The following is a 17,655-nucleotide window of genomic DNA, read 5'->3' as shown; positions in this document are numbered from 1 at the left end:
TCATCGGTTAATCGCCACCTCCCATTGTGCAACTCACTTGCACCGGGATAAGGCTTATCCATGCGTCGACTGTTTTTGTTCTTTGTTCTCTTGATCTCGGGTGTGGCCCAGGCAGGAACGAATCCGTTCGAAACCAAACCCGATTTTCTCCCAGTGGAAAAAGCGTTCATCTTCACCTCCGAACGCCTTGAAACCGGGGAAACCCAACTCTATTGGCAGATCGCCGACGGTTATTACCTGTATCAGCAACGCCTGAAACTCGATGGTTTATCTTCTGAATACAAACCTGCATTGCCCGATGGTGAAGCCCACAGCGATGAGTTCTTCGGTGAACAACAGGTCTATCGCCAAGGCTTGGAACTGAAGATCCCGGCCGGTGCCACTGGTCAGATCAACGTGGGCTTCCAGGGCTGCGCCGATGCCGGTTTGTGTTATCCGCCACAGACTCAAGTCGTCAACCTTGGCGCCAGTAACGTCCTTACCGCGTTAAATGAACAAGCGCCCGACCAGGCTCTGGCCAGTGACCTGCAACAACGGGCCCTGGGTTGGAGCCTGCTGGTGTTTTTCGGGCTGGGGCTGCTGCTGGCGTTCACGCCTTGCTCGTTGCCGATGCTGCCGATTCTGGCAGGTTTGATCGTCGGCAGTGGCGCCACACCCAAACGTGGCTTTGCATTGGCCACCAGCTACGTCGTGAGCATGGCGCTGGTGTATGCAGCGATGGGTGTTCTGGCTGCTCTGCTCGGGGCGAACCTTCAGGCGTTGCTGCAGAATCCGTGGCTGCTGGGCAGCTTTGCGGCGGTGTTCGTGTTGCTGGCCTTGCCGATGTTCGGATTCTTCGAGCTTCAATTGCCGGTGGCTGTGCGAGATCGGCTGGAACATGTTTCGCGTAATCAGCGTGGTGGCAGCCTGATCGGTGCCGGTGTATTGGGGGCTTTGTCCGGCCTACTGGTAGGCCCGTGCATGACCGCACCGCTGGCGGGGGCCTTGCTCTATATCGCCCAGAGCGGCAATGCCCTGCACGGCGGGCTGATTCTGTTCGCCATGGGCATCGGCATCGGTGTGCCACTGTTGTTGCTGGTGACCGTCGGCAATCGCTTCCTGCCCAAACCCGGTGCCTGGATGAACCTGCTCAAAGGCGTGTTCGGTTTCCTGTTCCTCGCCACGGCGTTGCTGATGTTGCGTCCGGTGCTGGATGAATCGCTGTGGCTCGGATTGTGCGGTGCCCTGTTGCTGATCGCCGCCTACAGCGCCTGGAAGCAGTCGCAAGGTTTTGGCCGAATTGCCCACCTGTTCGGCGCCAGTTCGCTGCTGTTGGGTCTGTGGGGCAGCCTGCTGGTGATCGGTGCCGCGGGGGGCGGCGACGACGTGTTCAAGCCGTTGCAGGTCTATAGCGCGACCAGCACCGTCACCGCCCCTGGCGCCCATGACGCCTTCACCACGATCAAGGACCCGGCCGCACTGCAACGCGAGCTCGACGCGGCCCGAGCCCAGGGTCAGTGGGTGCTGCTGGACTATTACGCCGACTGGTGTGTGTCGTGCAAAGTCATGGAAAAACAGGTCTTCGGCAAACCGCAGGTACTGCAAGCGCTGAGCGATGTGCGCTTGCTACGGCTGGACGTCACCGCCGACAATGCCGCCAGCCGCGAACTGCTCGGCCGTTATAAAGTGCCGGGGCCACCAAGCCTGTTGTGGATCGGCCCCGACGGCCAAGAGCGCCGCAGCCAGCGCATCACCGGAGAGGTCGATGCCGGCATCTTCCTGCAACGCTGGACCACTACCCGAGACGCTCGTTAATGCTGACTTTTACCCTCGGCACCTTTGCCATCGCGCTTAATCACCTGCTGCTGATCAGTGCCCTGGCGCTGGCGACTTTTGTCGGCTGGCGAGTGGCCAAGCGTGGCGGCGAGAACCCGGAGTCGGTGCTGTTCAGCTTGTTCTTGCTGGGCATGCTGGCGGCCCGGGTCGGTTTCGTGATCGCCTACTGGGCGCAGTATCGCAACGATCCGTGGCAGATCATCGACGTGCGCGACGGTGGTTTCCTCGCCTGGCCGGGGGTGGTCGTGCTGTTGCTCGCCGCGCTGTATCGAGGCTGGCGTCGCCCGGGCATGCGTCTGCCGTTGGGCTTTGGCGTGGGCAGTGGTCTGGCGTTCTGGCTGCTGGCAAGCTTCTCTCTGAGTATTTACGAACAAGGCACGCGCCTGCCGCAGATCACCCTGCGCAATGCCGCCGGGCAAACCGTGCAGCTCAGCGACTATCAGGGCGGTCCGCTGGTCATCAACCTTTGGGCTACCTGGTGCCCGCCGTGCCGCCGGGAAATGCCGGTGCTGGAAAACGCCCAGAAGCAACGCCCGGACCTGACCTTCCTGTTCGTCAACCAGACCGAAAGCATGCAGAGCGTCAGCACCTTCCTCGAAACCCAGGGCCTGAGCCTGACCAACGTGCTGTTCGATGGCAGCGGTCGACTGAGTAAGGCCGTGGGTTCCATGGCATTGCCGACTACGCTGTTCTATAGCCCCGACGGGTACCTGCTGGGCAGCCATCTGGGAGAACTCTCTGAAGCGAGCCTGGCCCGCGCCCTGGAAAACTTCGACACCCCGAACCCGGCCACCTCGGCCACGCCTTCAAGGAAACTGCCATGCTCCGCCTCCGCCTCCGCCACCTGCTGACGTTGACCCTGGGTGCCGCCCTGCTGCACTTGCCGTCGGTGCAGGCCGAAGAACTGCCTGAAGCAATCAAGAAGATCGAAGCCAAGGGCGCCAAAATCGTCGGCACCTTCGACGCGCCCGATGGCCTGCGTGGTTATGCGGCGCAATACCAGAACCGCGGCATGGCGCTGTACCTGACCCCGGATGGCAAACATGTGCTGCTGGGCAACCTGTACGACGCCGACGGCAATGACCTGAGCAGCGCGCCGTTGCAGAAACTGGTGTACGCGCCGATGGCCAAAGAAATCTGGGGCAAGATGGAAGCCAGCAACTGGATCGGTGACGGCAACAAGGATGCACCGCGGATCGTCTACCTGTTCAGCGACCCGAATTGCCTGTACTGCAACATGTTCTGGGAACAGGCGCGGCCGTGGGTCAAGGCCGGCAAAGTACAATTGCGGCACATCATGGTCGGCATCATTCGCGAAGACAGCCCGGGCAAATCCGCCGCGCTGCTGGCCGCCAAGGACCCGCAAAAAGCGTTGGCAGACCACGAGAAATCCGGCAAGGACAGTTCGCTCAAAGCCCTGAAAGACGTGCCGCCGGCCATTCAGGCGAAACTCGCGGCGAACATGCAGTTGATGGAAGACCTGGAGTTGGCCGCCACCCCGGCGATCTTCTATATGGACGACAACGGCCAGCTGCAACAACAGCAAGGCGCGCCGTCGCCGGAGAAGTTGGTGAAGATTCTCGGGCCCAAGTGATTCAGCCTTCAGGGTTGAGCTGATTTCACTGGTGCCTTCGCGAGCAAGCCCGCTCCCACACTGGGCCTGTGTTCGCAGGACTAATGTGGGAGCGGGCTTGCTCGCGAAGAACGATTACACGGTCTTGCAGGTTCTCTCTTTCAGAAACTTCAGCAGCGCCGCGGTGACAAATGCCGGGTTCTCCAGATTGGAGATATGCCCTGCTTCAGGCACCAATAGGTACGGACACCCAATCAACTCGGCCATTTCCTTGGTTTCCGACGGCGGCCGTGGTTTGTCCTGATCGCCGCACATCAACAGCGTGGTTTCAGGGTTCAACTGACCCAGGCGCGGCAACACATCATCACGCCCAAAGGTAATCCGCCCCATCGGCACGATGCTTTGACGCAGACGGTCGGCCGGCAGCGCAGCCAGTTTGGCGCGGAAACCCTGATACAGCGCCGACTGCGGATCGATGCCCGGCCGGAAGAAAATCGGCACAATAATGTCGAGCAGTTCCGGCGAGATCGCACCGGCGTCTTCGATCTGCTTGAACAGCGAGAAATAGTATTGGCGGGTCGGTTCCGGTTCGACACCCACATAAGTGTCCATCATCACCAGACCGTTGAGCCGTTGCGGCGCCGACAGCGCCATTCGAACGCCCCACATGGCACCGACCGAAAGACCGACCAGCGTGACCTTGTGGATGTCCAGATGATCGAGCAATGCCAGAGCCTGGCGTGCTACGTCATCCAGCGACTTTGTGCATTCGGGCATCCGCCCGGATTCGCCATGGCCCCACAGGTCCAGGGCGATGACCCGATAGTGCTGCGACAGGACCTTGATCTGTGGCGCCCACATGCCCTGGTCCCATAGATAACTGCCAGCCAACAGAACCGCCGGGCCTTTGCCTTGATCTATGTAGTGAAGCGGTTGTCCATCAATCGTAACGAAGGGCATCGACTGTCTCCTTGGTGAAATAAGATCCATTAAAAAAGCACAGAAAGACTGAGCCGGTGGGACCTGTCAGTCAACCCGAACCTTTGTGGTGTCTGCACTGGCCCTTTCGCGAGCAAGCCCGCTCCCACACCGGGCCTGTGTTCGCAGGACTCATGTGGGAGCGGGAGCGGGCTTGCTCGCGAAGGGGCCTTCACAAACGCTAAAAAATCACAGGCCCTCCAGCTCCGCCATCAGGTCATTCAACCGATCCACCTTCTCCTCGGTCATGTCGCTCGCCGCCAACCCGTCGATGTACTCGGCCAACTCCGCCACCGTGCTGCACTCGAACATCGCCCGCAGCGGTACGTTGCGTTGCAGGGCTTTTTGCACCCGCGAGGCGATCTGCGTGGCCAGCAGCGAATGCCCGCCGAGCTCGAAGAAATTATCGCGAACACCGACCTTCTCGACCTTCAACACGTCAGCCCAGATAGCCGCCAGGGTCTGTTCCAGCTCATTGCGCGGCGCCTGATAGTCCTGGCTCTGCAACTGGCCGATTTCCAGCGTTGGCAGGGCTTTTCGATCGAGCTTGCCGTTGGCGTTGAGCGGCAGCTTGTCGAGCCACAACCAGTGCAGCGGCACCATGTATTCCGGCAGCTCGGCGCGCAGGCGCTGCTTGATGCGCTCCAGTCGTTCATGCGGATTCAGCACCGAATCCGCTGCGACCAGATAGCCAACCAAATGCTTGCCGTTGACGCCTTCCTGCACACCCACCGCCGCGTCGCGGACTTCCGGTTGCTCGTGCAGACGCGCCTCGATTTCACCCAGTTCAATGCGGTAACCGCGGATCTTCACCTGATGGTCGATGCGCCCGACGTATTCCAGCACGCCGTCACTGCGACGACGGGCCAGATCGCCAGTGCGATACAGGCGATCCCCCGGCGCACCGAACGGGTTCGGCACAAACACCTGCGCAGTGCGCAACGGATCGCTTACATAACCGCGACCCACGCCAGTGCCGGCCACGCACAACTCACCCACTGCACCCAATGGCACCAGTTCCAGCGCACCATCGAGCAGGTACAGACGGTTGTTGTCAGTCGGCGTGCCAATCGGCAGATAACTGCCGCGCGTCGAAGCCAGATCGACGCGGAAGAACGCCACATCGTCCGAGCATTCCGCCGGACCATAGGCGTTCACCAAACCAATCTCCGGGTAGCGCAGCAACCATTGATGCGCCAGTTCCGGCGGCATCGCTTCACCGGTCGGCAGCATCCAGCGCAAGCCATCGAGGCTCATGCGCTCCTGGGCAAGCATGCCCTGAATCAGCGACGGCACGCTTTCCAGCACGGTGATGCCCTGGCTCTGAACATGGGCCAGCAACCCTTGCGGATCGTGGGCGACGGCGTTTGGCACGATGTCCACCCGAGCGCCGAACAGTGGCGCCGCGAGGAACTGCCAGACCGAAATATCGAAGCTTTGCGAGGCCGTCTGGGCAATCACATCGGCGTCGCTCAGCTTCAGGTACGGCACCTTGCTCAACTGGTTATTGAGCATGCCGCGCTGCTCGACCATCACGCCCTTCGGCAGACCGGTGGAGCCCGAGGTGTAGATCACGTAGGCGAGGTTGTCCGGGGCGCTGTAAATGCCCGGATTGGCCACCGAAACATCGCTCGCCTGCACGTCTTCCCAGACCAGCAATCGAGGTCGGTTGGCACAACCGAACTCATCGAGTAACGCCAGTGCTTGCTCATGACAAGCCTGTGTGCAGACCAGCAACGGCGTACGGCTCAGGTCAATGATCCGGCTCAGACGCTGACCCGGCAGGCTCGGGTCCAGCGGCAGGTAACCGGCACCGGCCTTGAAGCTGCCGATGATCATGCCCAGCAGATCGAGGTTACGTTCGGCGAGCAATGCCACCGGTTGATCGAGCCCAACGCCTGCGGCGATCAAGGCATGACCGAGGCGGTTACTGCGCTGATTCAGCTCAACATAGCTGTACTGCTGACCCAGGCAACTGGCGGCGATCCGTTGCGGATGCTGAGCCACTTGCGCTTCGAACAACTCGACGTAACTCTGCTCCAGCGGGTAATCGTGCTCGCTCTGGTTGCAGCCGTGGATCAGGAAGTCCTGCTCTTCAGTGCCCAACAGCGGCAGATCGGCCATGTCGCCATGGAAGCCTTCGACCAGCGCAAGCAGCAGGCGCTTGAATTCGCCGAGCATGCGCTCGACCGTGGATTCGTCGAAATAGCGCTGGTCGTAGGACAGGTGCAAGCCAAGGTCATCGCCCGGATAACACACCGCCGTCAACGGGAAGTTGGTGTGGGTGCGGCCCGAATCCGAGGTGGCGTTGAGGCTTTGCGCACGGTCCAGCACCGAGACTTCCACCGGAGCGTTTTCGAACACGAACAGGCTGTCGAACAGCGGCTGGCCTTTAGGCAGTTCGCTGTTTTCCTGGATGCTCACCAGCGGCAGGTATTCGTACTCGCGCAGTTGCATGTTGCTGTCGAGCAGACCGCTGAGCCACTGACGAACGCTGCAACGCTGATCGTCTTCGGGCATTTTCACCCGCAGGGCGATGCTGTTGATGAACAGCCCGACGGTGCGCTGCATCTGCGGCATCTCCACCGGACGCCCGGCCACCGTGACGCCGAACAGCACGTCACGATCACCGCTCAAGCGGCGCAACACCAGAGCCCACGCTGCTTGGGCGAAGGTGTTGATGGTCAGCTGATGGGCCTGAGCCAGTTCGCGCAGTTGCGCCCCATCACGGGCATCGAGCCGTGTGTAGCGATCGCCGACGATCATGCCGCCGCTGTCGCCGGCATGTTCACGCAGGAACGGCCGGTCGCTCGGAATCGGTGTGGTGCGCTCGAAACCTTGCAGGTTCTGCTGCCACCACTGCCGCGCCTCGGCCAGGCTCTGACGTTGCAGCCAGCCGATGTAATCGCGATAGCGCGGCGGTACGGCCAGTTGCGCTTCCCGGCCTTCGCCGAGGGCGGTGTAGATCTCGAAGAAGTCGTTCATCAGCAGCGAACGGCACCAGGCATCGATGAGAATGTGGTGGTTGCTCATCATGAACCAGTAACGCGCCGCGCCTACACGGATCAAGCGCAGGTGGAACGGTGCCTGATTGAGCAAATCGAACCCGGCCTCACGCTCGCTTTTCAGCAGCGCCTGCAACTTCGGCTCTTGCTCGGTTTCGGCAATCGCGCTCCAGTCCAGATATTCGATCGGCGTGCTGCCCGGTTTGTGGATCACTTGCAGCATGTCTTCGCCGACGTTCCAGCAGAACGACGCACGCAAGGCTTCGTGACGGGCGATCACCGCTTGCCAGGCCTGGGCGAAACGTTGTGGGTCGAGCCCGCTGTTGATGCGGTAGCGATCCTGCATGTAATAGAGGCCGGTACCCGGTTCGAGCAAGGTGTGCAGCAGCATGCCTTCCTGCATCGGGGTCAGCGGGTAGACGTCTTCGATCATCGCCGCCGGCACTGGCAGTGCGTCGAGTTGCGGCTGAGTCAGTCTGGCCAGCGGGAAGTCCGACGGCGTCAGGCCACCCGCGTTGTCGCTCAGGCAGTGCTGGGTCAGGCTGTGCAATTCGCTCAGATACGCCTCTGCCAGTTCGGTGATGGTGTGCAGATCGTGGCGTTCGGCGCTGAAGGTCCAGCGCAGCACCAGTTCACCGCCGTAGACCTGGCTGTCGATGCTCAGTTCGTTGGGCAGCGGAGCGTGCGGATCGTGGGCCGCGCCGACGGGCTCATCGAGCGGACGGAACAGCGTATCGCTGCCGAAGCTCTGATCGAACTGGCCAAGGTAGTTGAAGGTGATCGGCGCCACTGGCAGAGCGGCCATGGCCTGACGGCACAGACCATCGGCGAGGTAACGCAGCACGCCATAACCCAGGCCTTTGTGAGGCACCGCACGCAATTGCTCCTTGATCGCTTTGATCGACGCACCCTGTTCATTCTCGGGTGTGAGGCGTAGCGGATAGGCACTGGTGAACCAGCCGACGGTGCGGGTCAGGTCGATCTCGTCGAACAGGGTTTCGCGACCGTGGCCTTCGAGTTGAATCAACGCCGATTGATGACCACTCCAGCGGCACAACACACGGGCCAATGCGGTCAGCAGCAGGTCATTTACCTGAGTGCGATAGGCCGTCGGCGCCTGTTGCAGCAGTTGGCGGGTGCGATCGCTGTCGAGGCGCACGCTGACGGTTTGCGCGTGACGATTTTGCTGTCCGCCCTGCGGACGATCACACGGCAATTCAGCGCTTGGACCGGCCAATTGCGTCTGCCACCAGCTCAATTCTTCACGCAGGGATTCGCTGCCGGCATAAGCCTGCAACCGTGCGGCCCAGTCCTTGAAGCCACTGGTTTTCGCCGGCAGTTTTACTGACTGCTCCGCGTCCAGTTGACGATAAACCGTTTGCAGGTCGTCCAGCAGCACCCGCCACGACACACCGTCCACCACCAGGTGGTGAATGGCGATGAACAACCGTTGCCGTCCCTCAGGATCATCCACCAGCAGCGCCCGCATCAGCGGCCCTTGCTCAAGGTCGAGACTGCGCTGGGCATCGGCGAATAGCGCGGTGCATTTGTCCATGGCCGGCACATGTACCTGCCACAGCACAGCGGCGTCGGAAACCGCCTGGTGCTCAGCCTGCCAATGGCCGTCGGCTTCGGTAAAACGCAGGCGCAAAGCGTCGTGCTGTTCGATCACCGCCAGCAGCGCCTGCTCCAGACGATGCGGGTCCAGCGCCACGGTCGGCTCCAGCAACAATGCCTGGTTCCAGTGCTGACGCTGTGGGATCTCAGTGTCGAAGAACCAGTGCTGGATCGGCGTCAACCGCGATTGACCGCTCAGCAGACCTTGCTCGGCGGTGACCTGCTCGGTGCGGGTCGCAACGCAGGCGAGGGTTTGCACGGTCTGGTGCTGGAACAGGTCACGCGGGCTGAAGTGAATACCCTGCTGCCGCGCACGGCTGACCACCTGGATCGACAGAATCGAATCGCCGCCCAGTTCGAAGAAGTTGTCGTTAAGGCCGACCTGCTGGACGTTCAACACTTCACACCAGATGCCCGCCAGAGTCAGCTCGAGTTCGTTGCTTGGCGCCACGTACTGCTGACGATTCAATTCCGGGTCCGGTGCCGGCAGTGCGCGACGGTCGAGTTTGCCGTTGGCGGTCAGCGGCATACTGGCCAGCAGGATCAAGTGCGTCGGCACCATGTAATCCGGCAACTGAGACTTGAGGTGCGCCTTCAACGCTTCGCGCAATGCAGTTTGTTGCGCTTCGTCCTGCTCGGCCACTTCGGTTACCAAATAGCCAACCAGTTGTTTGCCGCTCGGTGCATCAAGTGCCAGAACAACAGCTTCACGGATCGATTCATGCTCCAGGAGGCGGGTTTCGATCTCGCCCAGTTCGATGCGGAAACCACGGATCTTCACTTGATGGTCAATCCGGCCGAGGTACTCGACCAGACCATCGGCGCGCTGACGGACAAGGTCGCCGGTGCGGTACAAACGTCCGCCATTGGCGGCGAACGGATCAGCAACAAACCGTTCGGCGGTCATACCCGGACGCTGGTGATAACCCTGCGCCAGGCCGGCACCGCCGACATACAGCTCGCCCGTCGCGCCTTGCGGCACCAACGCCAGATCGGCGTCGAGAATGTACGCCACGCGAGCGCCAATCACGCTGCCGATCGGCACGCTGCCCAGCCCTTCTTCCAGTTGCTCGGGTGCCAGGCTGGCGAGCGGCATGACCACGGTTTCGGTCGGGCCATAGGCGTTGAAAAACAGGCTCGGTTTAAACGCTGCGCGAATCCGTTGCAGGTGTTCGCCAGTCAGGGCCTCGCCACCGGTGATGCACATGCGCACCGGCAGGGTTTCGCCCTGGGTCGCCAGCCATTGCGCCAACTGGCTGCCGTAGCTTGGGGTGAAACCAAGAATGTTGATGTGGTGGCGACGAATCAGCCCGCAGATTTCTTGCGCATCCCATTGACCCTGAGCCCGCAGCACCACTTGAGCACCACGGAGCAGCGGCACCAGCAGGCGCTCGGTCGCGGCATCGAAGTTGATCGAGTAGAAGTGCAGCTCACAGTCATCCGGGCGCATACCGAAGCGCTCGATCACCGCGCGACAATGCATGGCGATTTCACCGTGGGACACCACCACGCCTTTCGGTTTGCCGGTGGAGCCGGAGGTGTAAATCAGATACGCCTGATGTTGCGGCAGGCTGATAAACGGCAGCTCGCTAGCCGGGTAGTTGGCCAGTGCAGCGGCGTCTTCTTCCAGGCACCAGCGGGCGACGCTGGCCGGCAATTCGCCGAGGGCGGCGAACATTGCTGCATCGCTGAGCAGTAGACCGATGCCGCTGTCTTCGATCATGTAGTGCAAGCGATCCAGCGGGTACTCCGGGTCCAGCGGCACATAGGCGCCGCCAGCCTTGAGGATCGCTAGCAGGCCGACGACCATCTCCAGTGAACGCTCCAGGGCCAGACCGACCCGAACCTGTGGCCCGACGCCGCGCTCGCGAAGCATCCAGGCCAGACGATTGGCACGGCTATCGAGCTCGGCGTAGCTCAGGGTTTGCCCGGCGAAGATCAGTGCCGGGGCATCCTTGCGCACCAGCGCCTGTTGGCTGAACAGGTGATGGATGCATTGATCGAGGCGATGTTCGCCCGGCTCAATGCCGAGGCTGTCGAGCAGGTTTTGCTGTTCAGTAGCTTCCAGCAACGGCAGCTCACTCAAGCGCTGTTGCGGATCGGCGAGCAACGCTTCCAGCAGGTTGCGCCAGTGTCCGGCCATGCGCGCAATGCGCGGCTCGTCGAACAGATCGGTGCTGTAGGTCAAGCAGCAACCAAGGCGATGGTCGAGGTCGGTGACTTCCAGGTTGAGGTCGAACTTGGTCGCCCGCGCATCGTTGGCCAGGTACTCGACGGTCATCCCGGCCAGGGTGCGGCTCTGCTGGAATTCCCACCGCTGCACGTTGCACATCACCTGGAACAGCGGGTTGTACGCAGCGCTGCGCGGTGGCTGCAAGGCTTCTACCAGATGATCGAACGGCAGGTCCTGATGGGACTGGCCTTCGATCACGGTGTGACGAACCTGCTCGAACAACTCGCCGACGGACATCTGCCCATCGAGCTGGCAACGCAGCACTTGGGTATTGAGGAACGCGCCGATCAGCCCTTCGCTTTCCGGGCGAATGCGGTTGGCCACCGGCGCACCGATGCGCAGATCGGTCTGGCCGCTGTAGCGATAAAGCAGCACCGCCAGCGCAGCGGTCATGGTCATGAACAGGGTCAGACCGTTGTCTGCGTTGAAGGCACGGACCCGCGCCGCAAGGTCATCGCTGAGGTCGAAGCGGAACAGTTCGCCCTGATGGCTTTGCACCGGCGGACGCGGACGATCGGCGGGCAATTCCAGCAGTGGGTGTTCGCGGCCCAGTTGCGCGGTCCAGTAATCGAGCTGGCGCTGACGTTCACCGGACTCCAGCCACTGACGCTGCCACACGCTGTAATCCAGGTACTGCACCGGCAGTGGTTGCAACGGCGATTCGCGATCATCGACGAACGCTTCGTAGAGCGCGCTCAGTTCCCGGGCGAAGATGTCCATCGCCCAGCCTTCGGTGACGATGTGATGCAGCGTCAGGACAAAGTAATGCTCCTGTTCGGCGGTCTTGACCAGGCAAGCCCGCAGCAGCGGTCCGGTTTCCAGATCAAAAGGTTTATGGGCTTCGTCATCGGCCAGTTGCTGGACTCGCTGCTCACGGGTGTCGGCCGCCAGCGCGGAGAAATCCTTCCAGTCCATGCGCAGGCCGGTGTCCGGATGAACCTGTTGCCGGGCCACGCCGTCGACGCTCGGGAAGGTCGTGCGCAGGGTTTCGTGACGCATGATCAGCGCTTGCAGCGCCGCTTCGAAACGCCCGACATCCAGCACGCCGCGCAACCGCGCCATGCCGCCGACGTTGTAGGCCGGGCTGTCCGGCTCCATCTGCCAGAGGAACCACATGCGTTGCTGGGAATAGGACAGTGGCACCGGTTGGCTGCGATCGACTTTCTCGATCGGCGGCTGCTTGTTGGTTTTGCCGCTGGCCTGGATCAAGCGAACCTGTTCGGCGAATGCGTCCAGTTCGCTGTTTTCGAACAGCGCCCGCAGCGGTAACTCGACGTCGCAGGCCTGCCGGGTGCGGGAAATGATTTGCGTGGCCAGCAAAGAATGACCGCCGAGGGCGAAGAAGTCATCGCGCAGACCGATCTGCGTTTGGCCCAGCACCTCGCGCCAGATGCCGGCGATTTGTTGCTCAAGGGCGGTGACCGGCTCGACGTGCTCGCGGACTTGCCATTGGGGCTCCGGCAAGGCGCGGCGGTCGAGTTTACCGCTCGGGCTGAGCGGCATTTCGTCCAGACGCATGAGTTGCGCAGGGACCATGTACTCCGGCAGTTCGGCGGCCAGCGCGGCTTTCAGGCGTGCGCTTTGAGCGTCGACTTCTTCAGTGGAGTCAGTGGCGGTGTAGTAACCGATCAACTGCCCGCCGGCCGCCGTTTCGCGTACCAGCACCACCGCTTGGGCGACTCCGGGCTGCGCCAACAGACGCGCTTCGATTTCTTCCGGTTCGACACGAAAACCACGCAGTTTGACTTGCTGATCGAGGCGACCAAGGTATTCAATCACGCCGTCGGCGGTCCAGCGGGCACGGTCGCCGGTGCGGTACAGACGAGCGCCCTGCTCGCCCAGCGGATCGACCACAAAGCGTTCGGCGGTCAGCCCCGGACGACCGAGATAACCCCGGGCCAAACCGATACCGCTGATACACAGTTCACCCGGCACACCGACCGGAACCGGGTTGAGGTCGCTGTCGAGTACTCGGCAGACTACGTTGCCCAACGGGCGACCAATCGGCGAACGCTCGCCATCAGCGGGGGTGCAATGCCAGTGGGTGACGTTGATTGCCGTTTCGGTCGGGCCGTAGCGGTTGTGCAGTTGCACCGCCGGCAGGTGTTCCAGCACCCGGTTGCGCAGTTCGGCGGGCAAGGCTTCGCCGCCGGAGAACAGTCGGCGCAGGCTGGTGCATTCGGAGGTCAGTGGTTCGTCGATGAACAACGCCAGCAGCGGCGGCACGAAGTGCAGCGTGGTTACGCCGTACTGCTGAACCAGTTGCGCGATGCGGTGCGGATCGCGGTGTTCGCCGGGGCCGGCGATGAGCAGACGGCAACCGGTGATCAGCGGCCAGAAGCATTCCCACACCGACACGTCGAAACTGATCGGCGCTTTTTGCATCAGCACGTCGGTTTGGTCCAGACGGTAGGTGGCTTGCATCCATTGCAGGCGTTCAGCGAGCGCCGCATGAGTGTTGCCAACGCCCTTCGGCTGACCGGTGGAACCGGAGGTGTAAATCACATACGCCAGGTTGTCGCCGTGCAAATGCAGACCCGGCGCATGGCTTGGCCAGTTCTCCAGATGCAGGGCGTCCATGGCAATCACGCTGACGCCATCGGTGGCCGGCAAGCGGTCGAGCAATTCGGTTTGAGTTAGCAGAAGCTCGACGCGACTGTCGCTGAGCATGTAGGCCAAGCGCTCGGCCGGGTAATCCGGGTCCAGCGGCACATAAGCGCCGCCGGCCTTGATGATCGCGAGCAAACCGATCAACAACTGCGGCGAACGCTCGGCGGCGATGGCCACGCACACGTCCGGGCCGACGCCTTTGTCGCGCAGGTAATGCGCCAGGCGGTTGGCCTGGGCGTGCAGTTCGGCGAAGTCCAGGCTGCCGCCGTCCCACAGCAGCGCGGTGCGCTCCGGGGTCTGGCGCGCTTGTTCATTGAGCAGCTCCGGCAACCATTGGCTGGCCGGTGTGCACGGTGCGACGCTCCAGGCGGATTGCTGATCGTGCTCGCACGGGGCGAGCAGTTGCAGATCACCGATGGCGGTCGTCGGTTGTTCGCAGGCGGCTCGCAGCAGGTTGGCGAAATGCTCGGCCAGACGCTCGATAGTCGCGGCGTCAAACAACTCGCTGGCGTAGTCGAACGACAGGCTCAAGCGACCGTTGCGGTCCTCCTCGCTGTGCAGTTGCAGGTCGAACTTGGCTTCGCGGCTGTGCCACGGCAGCTCTTCGGCGATCAGCCCCGGCAAGCGACGCAGGGCACTGAGGTCCCGTTGTTGATGGTTGAACATGACCTGGAACAGACCTTGTTCGCGGGCCTGCGGGAAGGCTTCAAGCAGTTGTTCGAACGGCAGGTCCTGATGCGCTTGCGCACCCAACGCCGCTTGACGGGTTTGCGCCAGTAACTCAACGAACGGCCGTCGCGAATCCACCTCGGCGCGCAGCACTTGGGTGTTGATGAAGAAGCCAATCAGCCCTTGGGTTTCCAGGCGCGGACGGTTGGCATTTGGCACGCCGATGCGAATGTCGCGCTGGCCGCTGTAGCGATGCAACAGGCTCTGGAATGCCGTGAGCAACAACATGAAAGACGTCGACTCATGGGCCTGGGCGGTCTGGCGAATGGCATCGCTCAGGCTCGCGTCCAAACGCAGTGTGTAACGGGCGGCGCTGTGAGTGTGTTGCGCCGAGCGCGGGTGGTCGGTGGCCAGGCTCAAGGTCGGATGATCAACGCCCAACTGCTGTTTCCAGTAAGCGAGTTGCCGCTCGCCCTCCCCTTGCGCCAGCCATTGGCGCTGCCAACTGCCATAGTCGGCGTATTGAGTCGGCAAGGCGGGAAGGCTGGCGGTCTGGCCTTGAGAGGCGGCCGCATACAGCCGCGAGAACTCGTCGATCAGCACGTTCAGCGACCAGCCATCGGCGATGATGTGGTGCATCGTCACCAACAGTTGATGGTCCTCATCGTCGAGGCGCACCAGGGTCACCCGCAGCAGCGGGCCCTTCTCCAGATCGAACTGGGTGCGGGCTTCGTACTCGCGGATGTGCTGCGCGCGAGCTTCACGCTCGGCAGCTGGCACGTCGCTGATGTTGATCACTTGCAGGTTGAATTCAGCAGCAATGACCTGTTGCAGGGCCACACCGTCGCGCTCGAAAAACCGCGTGCGCAGGGATTCGTGACGTTCGATCAGTTGCTGGAAACTGGCGCGCAAGGCGTCTTCGTCCAGTTCGCCGCGCAGACGCAAGGCACCGGGAATGTTGTAGGCGCTGCTCTGCGGGTCGAGTAGCCAGGTGATCCACAAACGGTTTTGCGCCAGGGATTGCAGCATGGCATCGGTGCGCGACAAACACATGATCGCGCCTTGAGCCTGGGCACCCTCCTGTTGTTGCCGGGCGACAGCAGCGGCGAACGCACCGAGGGTCGGCGCTTCGAACAACAGGCGCAGATTCAGCTCCAGTGCCAATACTTCACGCAGGCGTGCGACCACTTGAGTGGCGGCGATGGAGTTGCCGCCGAGCAGGAAGAAGTGATCGTCGGCATTGACCTGCTTGACCTGCAATTGCTCGCACCAGATCTGGCCGATCAGGGTTTGCAGCGCTGAGCCGGTGTCGGTTTCAGACGTATTGGCGATGTCTGCCGACGGGAACAGCGCATAGCTGTCGAGGCTGCCATCGGCCAAGCGATTACGGCAGGCCGAGCGTTGCAACTTGCCGCTGGAGGTCTTGGGCAGCGCGCCCGGATTGAGCAACACCACCACGCTCGGCGCTTCCTGATACGCCTCGGCCACGGCCTGGCGGATGGCTTTGATCAGTGCCTCGGGCGGCAGGATTTTCTGCACGCTGCGGCTGATTTCCGCGGCGATGCCAATGCCTTCCTGGCCCTCGATATTGATCGCGAACGCGGCTACGCGACCTTTGCGCACCACCTCCACTTCACGCTCGATGGTCTGCTCGATGTCCTGCGGATAAAGGTTGTGACCGCGAACGATCAGCATGTCTTTCAGGCGCCCGGTGATGAACAGTTCCCCATCACGCAAAAAGCCCAAATCACCGGTGCGCAGCCAGGTGCGGCCGGCGTGCTGGACGAACGTCTTGGCCGTGGCTTCAGGGTTGCGCCAGTAGCCATGGGCGATGCTCGGCCCGGTGGCCCAGACTTCACCGATCGCGTTGTCGGCGAGTTCTTCGAGCGATACGGAATCGACAATCAGCACCGCGTGATCCGGCTGGCTGATACCGCAACTCATGATCGGACTGCCGTCACCCGGCTCGGCACGGTTCTGCGCCAGGGCCAGATCATCCACACGCAACGTCGGAATGCCCTGACCACGCGGACTGCCGGCAACGAACAACGTGGCTTCCGCCAAGCCGTAGGAAGCCATGAAGCTGTCCGATGTAAAGCCACAGGCTGCGAACTTCTCGGCGAAGCGCTCCAGGGTGTCGAGGCGAATCGGTTCGGAACCGGAATACGCCACACGCCAGCCACTCAGGTCGAGGCGCTCCAGAGCGGATTCGCTGACCCGTTCGCTGCACAGCCGATAGGCGAAGTCCGGCCCGCCGCTGATGGTGCCGCCGTATTCGCTGATCGCCTCCAGCCAGCGCAATGGCCGACCGAGGAAGTATGCCGGCGACATCAACACGCACGGCACACCGCTGAAAATCGGCTGCAACAGACCACCGATCAGGCCCATGTCGTGGTACAGCGGCAACCAGCTGACGATCACGTCGTCAGGATTGAGATCGATGCCAAAGCCGTGACGAATCAATAGTTCGTTGGCCACCAGGTTGCCGTGGCTGACTTGCACACCTTTAGGCTGCGCGGTGGAACCGGAGGTGTATTGCAGGAAGGCAATGTCGTCGCCTTGCAAGTCTGGCGCGACCCAACGTTCGGCCAGGGCGCTGTCGAGGGTGTCGACACACAGCAGCGGTGGCGCCTCTTGGATGTGCAGCAACGCGTCGCGCAGGTCGGCGCTGGTCAACAGCAAGCGCGGCTCGGCATCGCTAATGATCGACAGTAGACGTTCCTGGTGATGACGACGGGTCGACTCCGGTGGATAGGCCGGCACTGCGATCACCCCGGCGTACAGGCAGCCAAAAAACGCCGCGACGTAATCCGGGCCGCTGGGAAACAGCAGCACCGCGCGATCGCCAAACGACGCCTCGGCCTGCAACGCGCCGGCAATGGTTCGCGCCCGTTGATCCAGCTCACGATAACTGAGCACCACAGCCTGATCCTGGGTTTCGGCGAGAAAACGCAAGGCCACCCGGTCCGGTGTCAGGGCCGCGCGGCGCTGAAGGGCTTGGACCAGTGTGCTGGGGAGTTCGAACGCGTCGGTCATGAGGTTTCCTGCCTGAATTCGGCTTGCAAGTGGAATCGGTTTTCGTACGTCACACCCGTTCACGGGCATGCAGGACGCGGTCTTCGCCGACCGCGCAAGGCTTGGGAATGCTGTTTTGG

At 62.1% G+C, this 17,655-nt stretch carries 5 protein-coding genes; 3 read left to right on the top strand and 2 right to left on the bottom strand.

Features of this window, described 5'->3' with window-relative positions:
• Positions 1 to 60 precede the first annotated feature (60 nt).
• From dsbD to dsbG, 3 genes are read left to right on the top strand one after another with little or no spacing between them, the layout of a single operon-like run.
• A complete protein-coding gene (dsbD, locus tag ACA044_RS09760; RefSeq protein WP_497446170.1) occupies positions 61 to 1,794 on the top strand; it encodes a protein-disulfide reductase DsbD in 1,734 nt (577 codons plus the stop codon).
• Positions 1,794 to 2,666, top strand: a complete 873-nt coding sequence (locus ACA044_RS09755) for a TlpA family protein disulfide reductase (protein ID WP_497446169.1) — start codon at positions 1,794 to 1,796, stop codon at positions 2,664 to 2,666. Before dsbD ends, ACA044_RS09755 begins: the two co-directional genes overlap by 1 nt.
• Complete coding sequence (gene dsbG / locus ACA044_RS09750) at positions 2,636 to 3,409, top strand: thiol:disulfide interchange protein DsbG (RefSeq protein ID WP_497446168.1); 774 nt, start codon at positions 2,636 to 2,638, stop codon at positions 3,407 to 3,409. Before ACA044_RS09755 ends, dsbG begins: the two co-directional genes overlap by 31 nt.
• A 114-nt stretch (positions 3,410 to 3,523) precedes the next feature.
• Here dsbG and ACA044_RS09745 read toward each other — a convergent pair whose 3' ends face one another.
• Both ACA044_RS09745 and ACA044_RS09740 read right to left on the bottom strand, forming a co-directional pair.
• Positions 3,524 to 4,348 carry an alpha/beta fold hydrolase gene (locus ACA044_RS09745; RefSeq protein WP_497446167.1) on the bottom strand — a complete coding sequence of 275 codons (825 nt, stop codon included), beginning with the start codon at positions 4,346 to 4,348 and terminating at the stop codon, positions 3,524 to 3,526.
• A gap of 207 nt (positions 4,349 to 4,555) precedes the next feature.
• Positions 4,556 to 17,536 carry a non-ribosomal peptide synthetase gene (locus ACA044_RS09740; protein WP_497446166.1) on the bottom strand — a complete coding sequence of 4,327 codons (12,981 nt, stop codon included), beginning with the start codon at positions 17,534 to 17,536 and terminating at the stop codon, positions 4,556 to 4,558.
• Between the last annotated feature and the right edge of the window lie 119 nt (positions 17,537 to 17,655).

Source organism: Pseudomonas sp. LBUM1673 (genome assembly GCF_059695645.1).
This window is presented reverse-complemented; position numbering and strand designations above follow the sequence as displayed.

What these genes read in the sequence shown, in the direction of transcription:
- dsbD (WP_497446170.1), top strand. Translation starts at nt 61, where the DNA reads ATGCGTCGACTGTTTTTGTTCTTTGTTCTCTTGATCTCGGGTGTGGCC.
- ACA044_RS09755 (WP_497446169.1), top strand. Translation starts at nt 1,794, where the DNA reads ATGCTGACTTTTACCCTCGGCACCTTTGCCATCGCGCTTAATCACCTG.
- dsbG (WP_497446168.1), top strand. Translation starts at nt 2,636, where the DNA reads ATGCTCCGCCTCCGCCTCCGCCACCTGCTGACGTTGACCCTGGGTGCC.
- ACA044_RS09745 (WP_497446167.1), bottom strand. Translation starts at nt 4,348, where the DNA reads ATGCCCTTCGTTACGATTGATGGACAACCGCTTCACTACATAGATCAA.
- ACA044_RS09740 (WP_497446166.1), bottom strand. Translation starts at nt 17,536, where the DNA reads ATGACCGACGCGTTCGAACTCCCCAGCACACTGGTCCAAGCCCTTCAG.